Annotated in this window: 17 protein-coding genes; 11 read left to right on the top strand and 6 right to left on the bottom strand. The window is 59.1% G+C overall.

All coding sequences use genetic code 11. The annotated features are described in order from the left end of the window. Window positions 1–53 precede the first annotated feature (53 nt). Both ALQ04_RS23805 and ALQ04_RS23800 read right to left on the bottom strand, forming a co-directional pair. Window positions 54–1,019, bottom strand: a complete 966-nt coding sequence (locus ALQ04_RS23805) for a FecR family protein (RefSeq protein ID WP_122318169.1) — start codon at window positions 1,017–1,019, stop codon at window positions 54–56. A 99-nt stretch (window positions 1,020–1,118) separates the two neighbouring features. After that, complete coding sequence (locus ALQ04_RS23800; RefSeq protein WP_122318168.1) at window positions 1,119–1,616, bottom strand: RNA polymerase sigma factor; 498 nt, start codon at window positions 1,614–1,616, stop codon at window positions 1,119–1,121. 218 nt (window positions 1,617–1,834) lie between these two features. Here ALQ04_RS23800 and ALQ04_RS23795 point away from each other — a divergent pair, with 218 nt between their 5' ends. The 4 genes from ALQ04_RS23795 (at window position 1,835) to tadA (ending at window position 5,218) form a co-directional block, all read left to right on the top strand. Next, window positions 1,835–2,533: a DUF6088 family protein gene (locus tag ALQ04_RS23795; RefSeq protein ID WP_122318167.1), complete on the top strand. Its 699-nt coding sequence runs from the start codon at window positions 1,835–1,837 to the stop codon at window positions 2,531–2,533. Then, the gene (locus tag ALQ04_RS23790; RefSeq protein ID WP_122318166.1) at window positions 2,526–3,251 is read left to right on the top strand and encodes a Fic family protein; all 726 of its coding nucleotides are present in this window, start codon (window positions 2,526–2,528) and stop codon (window positions 3,249–3,251) included. Before ALQ04_RS23795 ends, ALQ04_RS23790 begins: the two co-directional genes overlap by 8 nt. Before the next feature lie 105 nt (window positions 3,252–3,356). Next, a complete protein-coding gene (locus tag ALQ04_RS23785; protein ID WP_122318165.1) occupies window positions 3,357–4,730 on the top strand; it encodes a multicopper oxidase family protein in 1,374 nt (457 codons plus the stop codon). Next, entirely contained in the window at window positions 4,730–5,218 is a 489-nt protein-coding gene (gene tadA, locus ALQ04_RS23780) for a tRNA adenosine(34) deaminase TadA (protein ID WP_122318164.1), read from the top strand. The genes ALQ04_RS23785 and tadA overlap by 1 nt, the downstream gene beginning before the upstream one ends. Before the next feature lie 12 nt (window positions 5,219–5,230). On the opposite strand, the gene mltF is transcribed toward tadA, so the two are convergent. Continuing rightward, the gene (mltF, locus tag ALQ04_RS23775) at window positions 5,231–6,715 is read right to left on the bottom strand and encodes a membrane-bound lytic murein transglycosylase MltF (protein WP_122318163.1); all 1,485 of its coding nucleotides are present in this window, start codon (window positions 6,713–6,715) and stop codon (window positions 5,231–5,233) included. 213 nt (window positions 6,716–6,928) lie between these two features. On the opposite strand from mltF, the gene purL reads away from it, so the two are divergent. Next, entirely contained in the window at window positions 6,929–10,825 is a 3,897-nt protein-coding gene (purL, locus tag ALQ04_RS23770; RefSeq protein ID WP_122318162.1) for a phosphoribosylformylglycinamidine synthase, read from the top strand. 6 nt (window positions 10,826–10,831) lie between these two features. After that, window positions 10,832–11,143 carry a YqfO family protein gene (locus tag ALQ04_RS23765; RefSeq protein ID WP_122318161.1) on the top strand — a complete coding sequence of 104 codons (312 nt, stop codon included), beginning with the start codon at window positions 10,832–10,834 and terminating at the stop codon, window positions 11,141–11,143. Window positions 11,144–11,214: 71 nt separating this feature from the next. Here ALQ04_RS23765 and ALQ04_RS23760 read toward each other — a convergent pair whose 3' ends face one another. Together ALQ04_RS23760 and ALQ04_RS23755 are read right to left on the bottom strand one after the other, a co-directional pair. Continuing rightward, a complete protein-coding gene (locus ALQ04_RS23760) occupies window positions 11,215–11,682 on the bottom strand; it encodes a murein L,D-transpeptidase family protein (RefSeq protein ID WP_409077288.1) in 468 nt (155 codons plus the stop codon). Between the two features lie 132 nt (window positions 11,683–11,814). Continuing rightward, a complete protein-coding gene (locus tag ALQ04_RS23755) occupies window positions 11,815–12,366 on the bottom strand; it encodes an NUDIX hydrolase (protein ID WP_122318159.1) in 552 nt (183 codons plus the stop codon). A gap of 151 nt (window positions 12,367–12,517) precedes the next feature. Between ALQ04_RS23755 and ALQ04_RS23745 the strand changes: the two genes are divergently transcribed. The 5 genes from ALQ04_RS23745 (at window position 12,518) to purT (ending at window position 15,849) form a co-directional block, all read left to right on the top strand. Continuing rightward, on the top strand, window positions 12,518–13,114 hold the full coding sequence (locus ALQ04_RS23745; protein ID WP_122318158.1) for a CoA pyrophosphatase: 597 nt from the start codon (window positions 12,518–12,520) through the stop codon (window positions 13,112–13,114). Between the two features lie 57 nt (window positions 13,115–13,171). Further along, entirely contained in the window at window positions 13,172–13,696 is a 525-nt protein-coding gene (locus ALQ04_RS23740) for a gamma carbonic anhydrase family protein (RefSeq protein WP_122318157.1), read from the top strand. Further along, a complete protein-coding gene (locus ALQ04_RS23735) occupies window positions 13,696–13,905 on the top strand; it encodes a DUF1289 domain-containing protein (RefSeq protein ID WP_122318156.1) in 210 nt (69 codons plus the stop codon). Before ALQ04_RS23740 ends, ALQ04_RS23735 begins: the two co-directional genes overlap by 1 nt. Before the next feature lie 192 nt (window positions 13,906–14,097). Continuing rightward, a complete protein-coding gene (locus ALQ04_RS23730) occupies window positions 14,098–14,565 on the top strand; it encodes a preQ0 transporter (RefSeq protein WP_122318155.1) in 468 nt (155 codons plus the stop codon). A gap of 102 nt (window positions 14,566–14,667) precedes the next feature. Next, window positions 14,668–15,849, top strand: a complete 1,182-nt coding sequence (gene purT, locus ALQ04_RS23725) for a formate-dependent phosphoribosylglycinamide formyltransferase (RefSeq protein WP_122318154.1) — start codon at window positions 14,668–14,670, stop codon at window positions 15,847–15,849. Between the two features lie 99 nt (window positions 15,850–15,948). Here purT and ALQ04_RS23720 read toward each other — a convergent pair. Beyond that, a partial coding sequence (locus ALQ04_RS23720) for an MFS transporter (protein ID WP_122318153.1) occupies window positions 15,949–16,623 on the bottom strand: 675 nt, incomplete at its 5' end.

Genomic DNA, 16,623 nt, shown 5'->3' with positions numbered 1-16,623 from the left:
TCGCGATTCCTGATGGCGTTGTGAATTATTTGCGCGCTGGGTCTTGTTGCGGTTCAGACGGGATAGATCAGGGTAACCAGATCGGTATAGCGAGTGGTGCGCACCGGCAGGGCGCGGGCCAGCACGTCGAGCATCTGTTCGGGCTTGTTCAGATTGAGGATCAGGCTGACCCGGCGCGCAGCCAGTTGCTTGTCCATGATGAAGATCTTGCCCTCTCGCCAGCGCTGCAATTCATCGATCACCGTGAGCAGCGGGGTGTCGAAGAATGCCAAACGGCCATTGCGCCAGGCGAGTATCTGATCCAGTTCTGCGTGCTGAATGCTGCCGGTCTGGCTGGCGCTGAAACGCAACGACAGACCCTCTCCCAGGTCCGTCTGCTGTGTGGCGGTGACCACGCGCGCGGTTTTGCGACTGACTGCCAGTCGTGTGCTTGTGCTGTCGCAGGTCAGACAGAACTCGCCCTCGCCAGCCAGCACCCGGCCTGCCTCGGTTGTGACGCCGAACTCACCGGCAGCGCCCGCAACCACGTTGAAGAAGGCTTCGCCCTGAAGCAGCTCCACCGAGCGTCGGTTAGCTGAAAAGTCCAGATTCAGGGCCGTGTTACCGGCCAGGTCGACGCTCGATCCATCCGGCAGTTTTACCGTGCGGCGCTCGCCCACGGCGGTGCGCACGTCGGCAAAGGGCGAGCCCATCCCCTTGAGCCATAAACCCGTTGCGCCAGTCGTAACTGCCACCGCGCTGGCGGCTACTCCCAAACCGACAAAGCGGCGTCGCGAGAGGCGGACGGGCGCGACGGGCGCAGCGGGTTGCAGCAATTGCGCCGATGCCGCCCACAGACTTTCCAGTTGCGCATAGGCCTGCGCATGTTCGGGTGCCGCAGCGAGCCAGCTTGCCAGCTCGTCGCGCTCGGCCTGGGTCGGCGAGCCGCCATGCATCAACGCAAACCAGGCGCTGGCCTGGTGATCTACATCACCTGTCCGACGTGCGGATGAATCGAAGTGGGGCGGTTCGCAATTCATGGGCTGATCAATTCAACGGCAAAGAAGACTGGCGGGTTATTGTAATCCAGCCTGCGCATATAAGTCGGCTGTTCAGGCCGATACAGGCAAGTGCAACATTCACCGGGACATGCCGAGTTTCAATAACTCCAGGGCCTTGACCATGCGGCTATAGGCGGTTTTCGGCGAAATTCCGAGCCGTTCGCCAATCTCCGCGTAGGTCAGACCTTCAACCCGCACCATCAGAAACACTTCACGACAGGGCGCAGGCATGTCTTGAATCACCCGGTTCAAGGTCGCCAGTTGCTGATTGGCGATGGCAGTCCGCTCCAGCGTTGGCGTTTTCTGCCCGGCGCTGCTCAGGTCCTGCACTTCCAGAGGCTCGCTCTTGCGATGCTCCTGGCGTCGGGTGTGGTCGATAAACAGATTGCGTGCACTGGAAAACAGATAGGCACGGAAGTTTTCTATTCGCGTGCGGCCCATCTGCTCGGACAGGCGGATGAAGGTGTCCTGAGTCAGGTCGGCAGCGGTCTCCTTGCAACGCAAACGACGATCCAGATAATCCTGAATTTCTTCACGATGGGCGAGATAGAGCGCCTTGAGATCTGAACCGGACATAAAGCTACCTTGACGGGCATGCAAGCGAGCGCGGGAAAATATCACAAACGAGAATCGTTTGTATTGAGTGCAGTATCAAAGTGCGTTTTTAGCCGGTTTATTTCGGGAGATCTGGGTATGGGAGGCTATCAATTGACTCCGCCACGTCAGCCTTTTGGGAAGAGGACGCTTGTTTCTGATGGTGGTAAAATTGCCATTCGGTTTCGGGAGGTATGTGCATGACCCTTGAAGAGAAAGTGCGCAGGGCCATCAGTCATAGTTCGGGCAGCATCGTTCTGCGAGCCGATATCTCTGATCTGGGCAGTCGCTCCCAGGTTTCACTTGTGCTTTCCCGCTTGCAGAAGCAGGGAGAGCTTGTCCAGATGGGACAAGGCGTTTATGCCAAGTCCTTCAGGGAGCCAGCCACAGGCGCCATCACTCCTGTTCAAGACCTTGAGCGTCTGGCATTGGAGGCTCTTGGCAGGTTGGGTCACCATGCCTGGGTCCCCACTACAAACCTGTATAGAGCAGTGTCGGAAGTCTCTTCCGACAGCCCCGTAGAAATCTGTATTTCCGGTCGTCGGCGTATACGTCGCAAGCTGTCTATAGGTGAAAGATCGGTAGTTTACATTTATGGCCAGGTGCCTCCTGCAGAGTGTTCAGGCACAAGTCTGCGTGATTTGAAGACCGGTGATTTGAACATTCCTACGACCGGTGTTGGCCATTATGTCGTGAAGCTTGCCGAGAGCTTTGAGGTTTCCTATGTGAAAACCTACGCGGACGAGTGGGCCGAGAATGTGTCCAGGTTGGCAGATGACGATGTAGACACAGATCCTGTAGAGCAATTGGTCATTGCCTTGAGAAAACAGAACAAAGTCACGGGCAGTGAGATGCGGAAATTGCTGACCAACTATTTGAGGGAGAAAGAGAGTGTTTGATCCTTTCAAGGACTTTGAAGACAAGGGCTATCTGCGAAATTACGAAGGGGAGAAAAACCCCAATATTGTGAAGCGTCTTGAGCACAATCTGTTTACTGCAAACCTCTCGGATGCCATGACTTATCTCGCAGGGCGCCGCGTTATTGGCTACAGCGATTTTCTTCAGGTTCACAAGATATTGTTTGGTGATTTCTACCCTTGGGCCGGGCAGGACCGAATGCGGGTAGCGCCCGATATTGCTATTTCAAAAGCCGACACGCTGTTCTGTCACCCTCGGGATGCTCAAAGAGCTGTGGAGGAAGGTCTGCGCCTTGCTCAGGATGGTGTGACTCTCAAGGAGTCTCCCGGCCTGGTCATGGGGTTGTTCGCTTATGGGCATCCTTTTCTCGATGGCAATGGTCGCACTATGCTCACTGTCCACACTGTGCTGTGTCATCGTGCAGGTTTCTCGATTGATTGGGGCGGCACCTGCAAGTCGGCATACCTTTCGGCGTTGAGTGGGGAAATCGAAACACCCGATAAAGGTATTCTGGACGATTATTTGAAAGCCTTCATAAAGCCGCCTCTTGAGCCAGCTCGCTGGGGGATGGCCATTCAATCCATTCAAGGCCTTGATGGAGTCGCTTCCTCTAATACGGTTGAGGGAGCATTCAGCGATCCATCCGTCTCGCAAAAGTATGAGCAGTTCGATGAGCGCAGAGGTTATCGGATCACGTGAGCCACTTGCTCTGACCTTACTGTTTCTCATCCGCACGTGTATCGTATTCGCCCCTCGCATCTGCTCTCAGGTGCATCCCGCAGTCGTTTTTGAGGTGTTTGTTTCATGTCCTTTACCCGTCGACAAATACTCGGAGGCCTGGTCGGTCTTGCCGTTGTGGGGCTGGGCGCGGGTGGGGCTTCGCGTTACTGGCTGGGCCGGCGTGGGCCGGGCGAAGGGCATGATTTCGAGTTGATTGCTGCGCCGCTGGATGTCGAACTGGTTGCCGGGCACAAGACGCCGGCCTGGGCGTTTGGCGGTTCTGCGCCGGGTACCGAGTTGCGTGTGCGTCAGGGCGAGTGGCTGCGGTTGCGCTTCATCAACCAGCTACCGGTCGAAACCACCATTCACTGGCACGGTATCCGCTTGCCGCTGGAAATGGACGGCGTGCCTTATGTGTCGCAGTTGCCGGTCAAGCCGGGCGAGTATTTCGATTACAAGTTTCTGGTGCAGGATGCCGGCAGCTACTGGTATCACCCGCACGTCAGCAGCAGCGAAGAGCTGGGGCGCGGGCTGGTAGGGCCGCTGATTGTCGAAGAGCGCGAACCCACGGGTTTCCTGCACGAGCGCACGGTCAACCTGAAAAGCTGGCATGTGGACGAAGAGGGCGCTTTTACCGAGTTCAGTGTTCTGCGCGAAGCGGCCCGTGAAGGGACGGCGGGGCGGCTCTCGACACTGAACGGCATTGCGCAGGCGGTCATCGATCTGCCTGCCGGGCAGATTACCCGGGTGCGCCTGCTCAATCTCGACAACACCGTGACCTATCGCCTCAACCTGCCGGACGCCGAAGCGCAGATCTATGCGCTGGATGGCAATCCGGTCACGCCTCGTCCGTTCGGTGAGGAATACTGGTTAGGGCCGGGCATGCGTATCTGTCTGGCCATCAAGGCACCGGCTGCGGGCGAGGAAATTGCCTTGCGCAACGGTCCGGTACGCCTGGGGACGTTCCGTTCGGTGGCCAATAACGATGCGCCAGGCCAGTGGCCGCCCGAGTTGCCGGCCAATCCGATTGCCGAGCCGGATCTGGATAATGCCGAGAAGATCAATTTCAACTTCGAGTGGGTCGGCTCCATGTCGGTCAATACCGACAATGGCAAGCCGCCGAGCCTCTGGCAGATCAACGGCGAGGCCTGGGACATCACCGACAAGACCTGCGCGGACCGGCCTATCGCCCGGCTGCAGTTGGGCAAGAGTTACATCTTCGAGTTGAAGAACATGACTCAGTACCAGCACCCGATCCATTTGCATGGCATGAGTTTCAAGGTGATCGCTTCCAATCGCCGCAAAATCATCCCGTACTTCACCGATACCTTCCTGCTGGGCCGCAATGAGCGGGCGCGGGTTGCGCTGGTCGCGGATAATCCCGGTGTGTGGATGTTCCACTGCCATGTGATCGATCACATGGAAACCGGGCTCATGGCCGCGATAGAGGTTTCCTGATGCGTCAGCCACCGATCATCGATCGCAGTCGCGATCAGGATTTCATGCGCGAAGCGCTGGCGCTGGCTGCCGAAGGTGCGCGGCTGGGCGAAGTGCCGGTGGGAGCGGTGCTGGTGCAGGATGGCGCGATCATTGGCCGTGGCTATAACTGCCCGATCAGCGGCAGCGATCCCAGCGCCCATGCCGAGATGGTCGCCATCCGCGATGCGGCCAGGGCACTCGATAACTATCGCCTGCCCGGCAGTACGCTGTACGTGACGCTGGAGCCATGCAGCATGTGCGCGGGGCTGATCGTTCACTCGCGTGTGGCCCGTGTGGTTTACGGTGCGCTGGAACCCAAGGCAGGTATTGTGCAAAGCCAGGGGCAGTTTTTCACCCAGGGATTTCTCAACCATCGAGTGTTGTATGAAGGCGGCGTGCTGGCGGAGGAGTGCGGGACGATGTTGAGCGAGTTCTTCAGAATGCGCCGGGCTGCGAGCAAGGGCTAGGCTTGGCGTCGGTCAGAGTGCCGGCGTCTGTTTCTGCTCATCGGCCTGTGGTGTTTGAGTGGGCTTGGTCTTGTCGACGCCGGGTGCATGCAGATTGCTTTCTGCCACCTGATTGCCTTCCAGTTGTGGCTGCGTGACCCAGGTCAGAATGTCGTAGTAGCGGCGGATGTTGGCGACAAAATGCACCGGTTCGCCGCCGCGGGCATAGCCATAGCGGGTCTTGCTGTACCACTTCTTCTGGGACAGGCGGGGCAGCATCTTTTTCACGTCCAGCCATTTGTTGGGGTCCAGCCCTTCGTTCTCGGCCAGTTTGCGGGCATCTTCAAGGTGACCGCCGCCAACGTTGTAGGAAGCGAGAGCCAGCCAGGTACGATCTGGCTCTTGTATCTCTTCATCCAGTTGATCTTTGACGTAGGCGAAGTACTTGGCCCCACCCTGAATGCTTTGCTTGGCGTCGAGCCGGTTGGTCACGCCCATGGCCTGTGCGGTGTTCTGGGTCAGCATCATCAGGCCGCGAACGCCGGTCTTGGAGGTGACAGTGGGCTGCCATAGCGATTCCTGATAACCGATGGCGGCCAGCAGTCTCCAGTCGACCTGCTCTTTCTTGGCCGAGGCCTGGAAGTGTTTTTCGTATTTGGGCAGGCGTTCCTGCAGGTGCTGGGCGAAGGTATAGGCGCCCACATAGCCCAGAACATCGACGTGGCCGTAGTAACGGTCCTTGAGACGCTGCAGGGTGCCGTTCTTTTCAACCTTGTCCAGATAGGCGTTGATTTCGTTCAGCAGGCTGTTGTCTTCGCCCGGTGCCACGGCCCAGCGCTGTTCCCGGGCTTCGCCCAGGTCGAAGGCCACGCGCACGTTGGGGAAGTAGACCTGGTTCATGGCCAGTTCGTTGGAGTCGACCAGTGTCAGGTCGATCTGGCCTTCATCGACCATGCGCAGCAGGTCGACCACTTCGACGGCATCCGACTCTTCATATTCCAGGCCGGGATTCTGTGCCTTGAGAGCCGCGAGTTGTTCGGCATGACTGCTGCCCTTGAGCACCATGATGCGCTTGCCTGCCAGATCGCCGGTGTCGGTAGGGCGTGACTGGCCGTTGCGGTAGACAACCTGTGGCGTGACTTCCAGATAAGGATGCGAGAAGCGCGCCTGTTGCTTGCGCTCAACGGTATCGATCAGCCCGGCAGCCGCCAGCACAGGGCCGCCCGGCTTGTTCAACTGCTCGAACAGGTCGTCCAGGTTGTCGGCGGTTTCGATCTTGAGTTCTACGCCCAGATCTTCGGCAAAACGCTTGACCAGCTCATACTCGAAGCCGGTTTCACCGTTGCGATCCTGGAAATAAGTGGCGGGGCTGTTACGGGTGACAACGCGCAGAACGCCATCCTCCTTGACTCGCTCCAGTGTGCTGGGTTTATCCACACAGGCGCTGAGCATCAGGAAGAGTCCGGTTGCGATGAGCCATCTGGCGCAACGAGGGCGGAAATCTGCTAGGGAGAACATCGGTGCAGTATACGCAAAGCACCGGTGCCGCCATATCTCGACAGCAAGGCTTGTGTCTGATAGGAGAGGGTATTTTGCGAAAAAAGAAGGTGTTTTCTGCAAAGAAGCGACATTCGGGCACATTCAGGGTCGCCGTTTTGAGTGCTCAAAGGGCCGCTTTAGGCTAGAATGCGTGGCCTCAAAGCACACCCCCTTCCCGAGGCTGTCCCGAAGATGTTGATCCTGCGCGGTGCTCCTGCCCTTTCTGCCTTCCGCCACAGCAAATTACTAGAACAACTGAAACAAAAGGTTTCAGCTGTCAGTGGCTTGTACGCTGAATTCGCTCACTTCGCTGACGTCACTGGCGTTCTGTCCAGCGAAGAACAGCAGGTTCTCGACCGTCTTCTGAAATACGGCCCAAGCGTGCCGGTTCAAGAGCCGAGCGGTCGTCTGTTCCTGGTGTTGCCACGTTTTGGCACTATTTCGCCATGGTCGAGCAAGGCCAGCGATATCGCCCGCAACTGTGGCCTGGCCAAGATCCAGCGCCTGGAGCGTGGTATTGCCTTCTATGTAGAAGGCCAGTTCAGCGATGTCGAGGCTCAGGCAATTGCCGACAGCCTGCATGACCGCATGACCCAGCTGGTTCTGGACAACCTCGAACAGGCCGCCGGTCTGTTCAGCCATGCCGAACCAAGGCCGCTGACTGCCGTGGATATCCTCGGTGGCGGTCGCGCCGCACTGGAAAAAGCCAACGTCGAGCTGGGCCTGGCCCTTGCTGAAGACGAAATCGACTATCTGGTCACCAGCTTCAATGGTCTGGGGCGCAACCCTCACGACATCGAACTGATGATGTTCGCCCAGGCCAACTCCGAGCATTGCCGTCACAAGATCTTCAACGCCAGTTGGGATATCGACGGTCAAAGCCAGGAAAAAAGCCTGTTCGGCATGATCAAGAACACCTACCAGATGCACAGCGAAGGCGTTCTGTCTGCTTATAAGGACAACGCTTCGGTGATCGTCGGTAACGTGGCCGGACGTTTCTTCCCGGATCCTGAAACCCGCCAGTACGGCGCGGTGCAGGAGCCTGTGCATATCCTGATGAAAGTCGAGACGCACAACCACCCGACCGCCATTGCTCCGTTCCCGGGTGCATCGACCGGTTCCGGTGGCGAGATTCGCGACGAAGGCGCAACCGGCCGTGGCGCCAAGCCGAAGGCTGGCCTGACCGGTTTCACCGTATCCAACCTGCAGATTCCGGGCTTCGTACAGCCGTGGGAAGTGCCTTACGGCAAACCCGAGCGCATCGTGACCGCGCTGGACATCATGATTGAAGGCCCGCTGGGTGGCGCGGCGTTCAACAACGAGTTCGGCCGTCCGGCGCTGACCGGTTACTTCCGTACTTTCGAGCAGTCCATCAGCACCCCGCACGGCGACGAAGTTCGCGGTTACCACAAGCCGATCATGCTGGCTGGCGGTATGGGTAACATTCGTGCCGAGCACGTCCAGAAAGGCGAGATCGAGGTCGGTTCCAAACTGATCGTCCTCGGCGGCCCGGCGATGCTGATCGGCCTGGGTGGCGGCGCAGCTTCGTCCATGGCGACCGGCACCAGTTCCGCCGACCTCGACTTCGCGTCCGTTCAGCGGGAAAACCCGGAAATGGAGCGTCGTTGCCAGGAAGTCATCGACCGTTGCTGGCAACTGGGCGACAGAAACCCGATCAGCTTCATCCACGATGTGGGCGCGGGCGGTCTGTCCAACGCTTTCCCTGAGCTGGTCAACGATGGTGGCCGTGGCGGTCGTTTCGAGCTGCGTAACGTACCCAACGACGAGCCGGGCATGGCCCCGCTGGAAATCTGGAGCAACGAGTCTCAGGAACGTTACGTCCTGGCCGTTTCCGCCACAGATTTCGAGCGTTTCAAGGCAATCTGCGAGCGCGAGCGCTGCCCTTTCGCGGTGGTCGGCGAAGCCACTGCCGAGCCGCAACTGACCGTTACCGACAGCCATTTCGGCAACAGCCCGGTGGACATGCCGCTGGAAGTGCTGTTGGGCAAGGCGCCACGCATGCACCGTTCGGTCGAGCGTGAAGCCGAGCAGGGCGATGATTTCGACCCGAGCACGCTGAGCATCGAAGACAGCGTGCAACGTGTCCTGCGTCACCCGGCGGTAGCCAGCAAGAGCTTCCTGATCACCATCGGCGACCGCAGCATCACCGGTCTGGTGGCCCGCGATCAGATGGTCGGTCCGTGGCAGGTGCCTGTGGCCGACTGCGCCGTGACTGCAACCAGTTTCGACGTCAACACCGGCGAAGCCATGGCCATGGGCGAGCGTACTCCGCTGGCGCTGCTGGATGCTCCGGCGTCCGGTCGTATGGCCATCGGTGAAACCCTCACCAACATCGCTGCCTCGCGCATTGAAAAGCTGTCCGACATCAAACTGTCGGCCAACTGGATGTCGGCTGCCGGTCACCCGGGTGAAGACGCGCGTCTGTACGACACGGTCAAGGCCGTTGGTATGGAACTGTGCCCTGAGCTGGGCCTGACCATTCCGGTGGGCAAGGACTCGATGTCCATGAAGACCCGCTGGAGCGATGAGGGCACCGAGAAGAGCGTGACCTCGCCGCTGTCGCTGATCGTGACCGGCTTCGCCCCTGTTTCCGATATTCGCAAGACCCTGACTCCAGAGCTGCGCATGGACAAGGGCGAAACCGACCTGATCCTGATCGACCTGGGTCGTGGCCAGAACCGCATGGGCGCCTCGATCCTGTCCCAGGTTCACGGCAAGCTCGGTCGTGTTGCGCCGGATGTCGATGACGCCGAAGACCTCAAGGCGTTCTTCGCCGTCATCCAGGGCCTGAATGCCGACGGTCACCTGCTGGCTTACCACGACCGTTCCGACGGTGGTCTGCTGGTCAGCGTGCTGGAAATGGCCTTTGCCGGTCATTGCGGCCTGAACCTGTACCTCGACAGCCTGGCTGAAACCTCTGCCGAACTGGCCTCGATCCTGTTCAACGAAGAACTGGGTGCGGTCATCCAGGTTCGTCAGGACGCGACTCCACTGGTTCTGGCCCAGTTCAGCGCTGCCGGTCTGGAAGACTGCGTATCGGTCATCGGCAAGCCGGTGAACAACGACGAAGTTGCCATCAGCTTCGCCGGCGAGTCGGTATTCAGCGGCCAGCGCCGTCTGCTGCAGCGTCAATGGTCGGAAACCAGCTACCAGATCCAGCGTCTGCGCGATAACGCCGAGTGCGCTGATCAGGAGTTCGATGCTCTTCTCGAAGAAGACAATCCGGGCCTGACCGTCAAGCTGGGCTTCGACGTCAACGATGACATCGCGGCACCGTACATCAAGAAAGGCGTTCGTCCTCAGGTTGCCGTGTTGCGCGAGCAGGGTGTCAACGGTCAGGTCGAGATGGCGGCAGCGTTCGACCGCGCCGGCTTCAATGCCATCGACGTGCACATGAGCGACATCCTGGCCGGTCGTGTCGACCTGAACGACTTCAAGGGCATGGTTGCCTGCGGCGGCTTCTCTTACGGCGACGTACTGGGTGCCGGTGAGGGCTGGGCCAAGTCGGCCTTGTTCAACAGCCGTGCCCGCGATGCGTTCCAGGGCTTCTTCGAGCGTACCGACAGCTTCACCCTCGGTGTCTGCAACGGCTGCCAGATGTTGTCCAACCTGCACGAGCTGATTCCGGGCAGCGAGTTCTGGCCGCACTTCGTGCGTAACCGTTCCGAGCAGTTCGAGGCGCGTGTTGCCATGGTCCAGATCCAGGAGTCGCCATCGATCTTCCTGCAAGGCATGGCCGGTTCGCGTATGCCGATCGCCATCGCTCACGGTGAAGGTCATGCCGAGTTCCAGCACGACGATGCACTGCTCGAAGCCGATATCTCCGGCACCGTTGCTCTGCGCTTCGTGGACAACCACGGCAAGGTCACCGAAACCTATCCGGCCAACCCGAACGGCTCGCCGCGCGGTATTGGCGGCATGACCACTCGCGACGGGCGCGTCACCATCATGATGCCGCACCCTGAGCGCGTGTTCCGTGCCGTGCAGAACTCCTGGCGTCCGGAAGAGTGGAGCGAAGACGGCGCCTGGATGCGCATGTTCCGCAACGCTCGGGTCTGGGTTAACTAAGCGGTCATGTACAAGCTCGCCTTTTTTGTTCCTGCGAGCCATGTAGAGCAGGTCAAGAGTGCCGTATTCGCTGCTGGGGCAGGGCGAATCGGCGCTTATGATCACTGTTCATGGCAAGTGCTCGGTCAGGGCCAGTTCCGCCCGCTGGATGGCAGTCAGCCATTTATTGGGCAGGGTGGCGTGGTCGAGACGGTCGAGGAGTGGAAAGTCGAGATGGTCGTGGCCGATGAGTTGATTCATCAGGCAGTGGTGGCTCTCAAGCAAAGCCACCCGTATGAAACGCCAGCTTATGAAGTGTGGCGGTTGGAAGCGTTTTAGAAGAAGTTGCCTCTATGTTCGCGAATGAATTCGCTCCTGCTGTAGGAGCGAATTCATTCGCGAAAATGTATCTACGGCCTGATCTCGATCATCGTGCCGTCCTTCACCAGATTCCAGACTTCGCGCATGTCGTTGTTCTTCAGCGCGATGCAGCCATTGGTCCAGTCCAGGGTATGGAAATACCACTCCGGATACTCTTCATCCACGGGCGTGCCGTGCAGCATGATCATGCTGCCAGGCTTGACGCCTTCGCGACGCGCGCGCGCTGCATCGGAAATGTTCGGGTAGGAGATATGCATCGACAGGTTGTAGTTGTTGCTGGGCTTGCGCCAGTCGATCCAGTAGAAACCTTCCGGCGTGCGTTGGTCGCCTTCCTGCAGCTTGGTCCCCTTGGGGTTTCGGCCCAGGGAAATGCGATAGGTCTTGAGCGCTTCGCCATCGCTGATCAGTTGTAACTGACGTGCCGATTTCAGGACCAGCACCTTGTCGATTTTCCGGTCGGCAATGCTTTGTGTGTTGATGACCTTGTTATCGATGATTTTCTGTTCGCTGCCCTTGGGCACGATGGTCTGGGTAAAGGCCGCTTGCGACAGCGGAACGAACGTCATGCAGAAGAAAGCGAACAGCCAGCGCATTGCGATATCCCTGAAAGCATTGAGGTACAGGTTCGATCAGTTTTCTTGTATCGGTCGCGAGGCTGGCAGGGCGCTGGTATGCACCGGGTAAGCCTGCTGGCGTCTGTCCGCGAAGAAGTATTCTAGGGTACGCCTGACTGTCATGAAAGCCAGGTCCTGCCATGGAATGTCTGCTTCGTCGAATAATTGCACTTCCAGGCTTTCGACCCCGGCGGCGAATTCTGCAGTCGCGAGCTCGCTACGGTAGAACACATGCACCTGATTGATATGCGGTACGTCGATCAAGGCATACAGATGTAGCTCGGTCAGCGTGGCGCAGGCTTCCTCGATGGTTTCGCGGCGCGCCGCCTGCTCGATGGTTTCGCCGTTTTCCATGAACCCGGCCGGCAGCGTCCAGAACCCGTGGCGCGGCTCGATGGCGCGGCGGCACAGCAGGATCTTGTCGCCATGCGTGACCAGGCAGCCAGCAACGATATTCGGGTTCTGGTAATGAATGGTGTGGCACTGTTCACATACATGCCGCAGGCGACTGTCGCCTTCGGGAATGCGCAGGATGACCGGGTTACCGCACTGACTGCAGAATTTCATGTTTTCGTTCAATCCGTTAAAGCCGACGCTATCTTGGCTTGCGGCAAGGCAGATCGGCAAGTTTTGCGATTGTATGACAGTCCTGCATGGGGGTTGGGCAGTTCGTCGCTTTGGTGCATGATGCCTGGAGTGCAACAGATCGAGACTTCCCATGCTGGATGAGCTACTTCTGCGGGTAAGCAGTCATACGCCAGATACTCTTGAGACGGATCGTCAATTCCCCGAGGCGGCGGTGTTGCTGCCCGTCACCCGCAATGACGAACCCGAGTTGATCCTGACCCTGCGCGCCAGCGGGCTTTCCACCCATGGCGGGGAAGTGGCCTTTCCTGGCGGGCGGCGCGATCCGGGAGATCCCGATCTGGTCTTTACGGCCCTGCGCGAGGCAGAAGAGGAAATCGGCTTGCCGCCGGGGCTGGTCGAGATTGTTGGCCCGTTGAGCCCGCTCATTTCCAAGCATGGCATCAAGGTCACGCCTTATGTCGGAGTGATTCCCGATTTTGTCGAATACCGGCCCAATGATGCGGAAATCGCTGCAGTTTTCAGCGTGCCTCTGGAATTCTTCCGCCAGGATACTCGCGAACACACCCACCGGATCGACTATGAAGGTCGCAGTTGGTATGTGCCGAGCTATCGTTATGGCGGATACAAGATCTGGGGGCTGACGGCAATCATGATCGTCGAGCTGGTCAATGTGCTGTATGACGCGAAGATCAGCCTGCATCACCCGCCCGAGCGTTCTACCACCTGAGTGGCCATTCATAACGAACCGTGCCGTCGAGCACGGTCATCAGCCTGAGGAAACACCATGAAATATCGCCTGGGAGACTCCCGTGTCGAGACCGATCCGCAAAGCTGGGTCGCGCCCAATGCGGTGCTGATCGGCAAGGTCAGGCTGGAGGCCGGGGCGAGTGTCTGGTTCAACGCCGTGCTGCGCGGCGATAACGAATTGATTCATATCGGCGAGAACAGCAATGTGCAGGACGGCACGGTGATGCACACCGATATGGGCTCGCCGCTGCAGATAGGCAAAGGTGTCACTATCGGCCACAACGTCATGCTGCATGGTTGCAGCGTCGACGATTACAGCCTGATCGGCATCAACTCGGTGATTCTCAACGGCGCAAGGATTGGCAAATACTGCATCATTGGCGCCAATTCGCTGATTGGTGAAGGCAAGATCATTCCCGATGGCTCTCTGGTGATGGGCTCGCCGGGCAAGGTGGTGCGTGAACTCACCGATATCCAGAAGAAAATGCTCGAAGCCAGCGCCGCGCATTATGTTCACAACGCCCAGCGTTACGCCCGTGACCTCGCGGTGCAGGAAGATTGATGAGCACTGAATCGATAACTGAAAAGCCCGTCCGCTCACCTTGCGTCAGCATCTGCGCCCTGGACGATGACGATATCTGCACCGGCTGCCAGCGGACAGTAGGCGAGATCACTGGCTGGAGCCGCATGAGCAATGAAGAGCGGCGCGCTGTGCTGGGGTTGTGTGAGGAGCGGGCCCGGGCCAGCGGAGTGGTCTGGAGCGTTGGCTGAGGTGTTTCTCTACCCGGTGGGAGCCAGTTCATTCGCGAAGAGCCGGTACATTCAGTAGAAAATCCAGCGCCTGGAATACTGTCTTCGCGGATAAACCCGCTCCCACGCAGCTATGAAGCGCCCTTTGCCTGGGCATTCGCCAGTCCGCCATTCTGCTACCATTGCCGTCTTTTCTCTCCAAGACCTTGCCCCATGCTTTTCCTGATCGCCTACATCAGCAGTGTCGTGCTGATCAACTTCGCCTTTTCCACCGCTCCGCATCTGGACATCATCTGGTCGGCCTGGGGCGGGCTGGTGTTTGTCCTGCGCGATATGGTGCAGACCCGTTTCGGGCATGGCGCGATTCTCGCCATGCTGGTGGCGTTGATGCTGTCCTACGTCACCAGCGAGCCAGCCATCGCCCTGGCCAGCGCCACGGCCTTTGCCGTTTCCGAATGCATCGACTGGCTGGTGTTCAGCATCACCAAGCGCCCGCTGCATGATCGCCTGTGGATCAGTTCCGCGCTGAGCATTCCGCTGGACACCTTTATTTTCTTTGGCATGATCGACGCCCTGACGGCGCCTGTGCTGTTGACTGCGCTGGGCTCCAAGTTTGCTGGCGTGACGGCTGTCTGGCTGATCATGGCCTGGCGTATCCGCAAGAACGCCTGTCCGGGTTGAGCCCCCATTTGCAGGGCTTCGTGGTAAATTGCGCGCCTTTCTTCCTAGCGGTCGCTCGCATACGGCGGGCTGCCATCGATATCTGCTTCACGAGGACCTGAGATGACTCAAATCGGAACTCCACTTTCGCCTACCGCGACCCGCGTACTGTTCTGCGGCAGTGGCGAGCTGGGCAAGGAAGTCGTGATCGAGCTGCAACGCCTGGGCGTCGAAGTGATCGCCGTTGACCGTTATGCCGATGCGCCGGCCATGCAGGTCGCGCATCGCAGCCATGTGATCAACATGCTTGACGGTGCAGCGCTGCGTGCCGTGGTCGAGGCCGAGAAGCCGCACTTCATCGTTCCGGAAATCGAAGCCATCGCCACTGCGACCCTGGTCGAGCTGGAGTCTGAAGGTTTTACCGTCATCCCGACGGCCCGTGCTGCACAGCTGACCATGAACCGTGAAGGCATTCGTCGTCTGGCCGCTGAAGAGCTGAAGCTGCCGACGTCGCCGTATCACTTTGCCGATACCTTCGAGGACTACAGCAAAGCGGTCCTTGACCTGGGTTTCCCTTGCGTGGTCAAGCCGGTCATGAGTTCGTCGGGCAAGGGCCAAAGCCTGCTCAAGAGCGCCGATGACATCCAGAAAGCCTGGGATTACGCGCAGGAAGGCGGTCGTGCCGGTAAAGGTCGGGTTATCGTCGAAGGCTTTATCGATTTCGATTATGAAATCACTCTGCTGACCGTGCGCCATGTCGGTGGCACCACGTTCTGTGCGCCGGTTGGTCATCGCCAGGAGAAGGGCGATTATCAGGAATCCTGGCAGCCACAGGCCATGAGCCCGGTTGCGCTGGCTGAGTCCGAGCGGGTTGCCAAGGCGGTGACCGAAGCTCTGGGTGGTCGTGGCATCTTTGGTGTCGAGTTGTTCATCAAGGGTGATCAGGTATGGTTCAGCGAAGTTTCGCCGCGCCCGCATGACACCGGTCTGGTGACCCTGATTTCCCAGGACCTGTCGCAGTTCGCCCTGCATGCCCGCGCCATTCTCGGCCTGCCCGTGCCGCTGATCCGTCAGTTCGGGCCATCGGCTTCGTCGGTGATTCTGGTTGAAGGTCAGTCCACGCAAACCGCCTTCGCCAATCTGGGCGCTGCCCTGGCCGAGCCTGATACCGCCTTGCGTCTGTTCGGCAAGCCCGAAGTCAACGGCCAGCGCCGCATGGGCGTAGCCCTGGCTCGCGACGAGTCCATCGAAGCTGCCCGCGCCAAGGCAACCCGTGCTTCGGCGGCGGTTAACGTTATTCTGTAAGCAATTAGTCTCTGTGGGAGCGAATCGGACGGCGCTCCGCTCATTCGCGAAGTTTTCGCGAATAAATAGCTCCCACACAGTCTCCACCTTTCGCGAAGATTACAGCTCCTTGTCCCGCGTCTCTTTCAGGCACAGCACAGCCAGCAGGCTGATCAGCGCTGCTGCCGACACGTAACCGCCGACCCAGCTCAAACCGCCCATTGCCACCAGTTTCTGTGCGAAGAAAGGCGCAACCGAGGCGCCGACTATTCCGCCCAGGTTGTAGGCTGCCGATGCGCCGGTATAGCGCACGTGGGTCGGGAACAGTTCCGGCAGCAGCGCGCCCATTGGGGCGAAGGTCACGCCCATCAGGAATAGCTCGATACACAGAAACAGCGCAACGCCCCAGGTCGAGCCCTGGGTGAGCAGGGGCTCCATGAGAAAGCCGGAGATAATCGCCAGTATGCCGCCGACAATCAGCACCGGCTTGCGCCCGAAGCGATCACTTGCCAGTGCCGACAGCGGCGTTGCTGCCGCCATGAACAGCACCGCGAAGCACAGCAGGCCAAGGAAGGTTTCCCGGCTGTAGCCCAGGGTGGAAACCCCGTAGCTCAGCGAAAACACCGTCGATATATAAAACAGCGCGTAGCACACCACCATCGAGGCGGCCCCCAGCAGCATGGGTTTCCAGTGCTGGCTGAAGGTTTCCACGATCGGCATCCTGACCCGTTCATGACGCGCAATGGCCTTGGCGAAGACCGGGGTTTCCTCCAGTTTCAGGCGCACATATAAACC

The organism is Pseudomonas cichorii (genome assembly GCF_003700275.1).
Classification (GTDB): Bacteria; Pseudomonadota; Gammaproteobacteria; order Pseudomonadales; family Pseudomonadaceae; genus Aquipseudomonas; species Aquipseudomonas cichorii_B.
This window is presented reverse-complemented; position numbering and strand designations above follow the sequence as displayed.

Excerpts from the sequence above, each read along its gene's own strand:
- mltF (WP_122318163.1), bottom strand. The coding sequence starts at position 6,715 with ATGTTCTCCCTAGCAGATTTCCGCCCTCGTTGCGCCAGATGGCTCATC.
- ALQ04_RS23730 (WP_122318155.1), top strand. The coding sequence starts at position 14,098 with ATGCTTTTCCTGATCGCCTACATCAGCAGTGTCGTGCTGATCAACTTC.
- ALQ04_RS23805 (WP_122318169.1), bottom strand. The coding sequence starts at position 1,019 with ATGAATTGCGAACCGCCCCACTTCGATTCATCCGCACGTCGGACAGGT.
- ALQ04_RS23800 (WP_122318168.1), bottom strand. The coding sequence starts at position 1,616 with ATGTCCGGTTCAGATCTCAAGGCGCTCTATCTCGCCCATCGTGAAGAA.
- purT (WP_122318154.1), top strand. The coding sequence starts at position 14,668 with ATGACTCAAATCGGAACTCCACTTTCGCCTACCGCGACCCGCGTACTG.
- ALQ04_RS23765 (WP_122318161.1), top strand. The coding sequence starts at position 10,832 with ATGTACAAGCTCGCCTTTTTTGTTCCTGCGAGCCATGTAGAGCAGGTC.
- purL (WP_122318162.1), top strand. The coding sequence starts at position 6,929 with ATGTTGATCCTGCGCGGTGCTCCTGCCCTTTCTGCCTTCCGCCACAGC.
- ALQ04_RS23740 (WP_122318157.1), top strand. The coding sequence starts at position 13,172 with ATGAAATATCGCCTGGGAGACTCCCGTGTCGAGACCGATCCGCAAAGC.
- ALQ04_RS23795 (WP_122318167.1), top strand. The coding sequence starts at position 1,835 with ATGACCCTTGAAGAGAAAGTGCGCAGGGCCATCAGTCATAGTTCGGGC.
- tadA (WP_122318164.1), top strand. The coding sequence starts at position 4,730 with ATGCGTCAGCCACCGATCATCGATCGCAGTCGCGATCAGGATTTCATG.
- ALQ04_RS23785 (WP_122318165.1), top strand. The coding sequence starts at position 3,357 with ATGTCCTTTACCCGTCGACAAATACTCGGAGGCCTGGTCGGTCTTGCC.
- ALQ04_RS23755 (WP_122318159.1), bottom strand. The coding sequence starts at position 12,366 with ATGAAATTCTGCAGTCAGTGCGGTAACCCGGTCATCCTGCGCATTCCC.
- ALQ04_RS23735 (WP_122318156.1), top strand. The coding sequence starts at position 13,696 with ATGAGCACTGAATCGATAACTGAAAAGCCCGTCCGCTCACCTTGCGTC.
- ALQ04_RS23745 (WP_122318158.1), top strand. The coding sequence starts at position 12,518 with ATGCTGGATGAGCTACTTCTGCGGGTAAGCAGTCATACGCCAGATACT.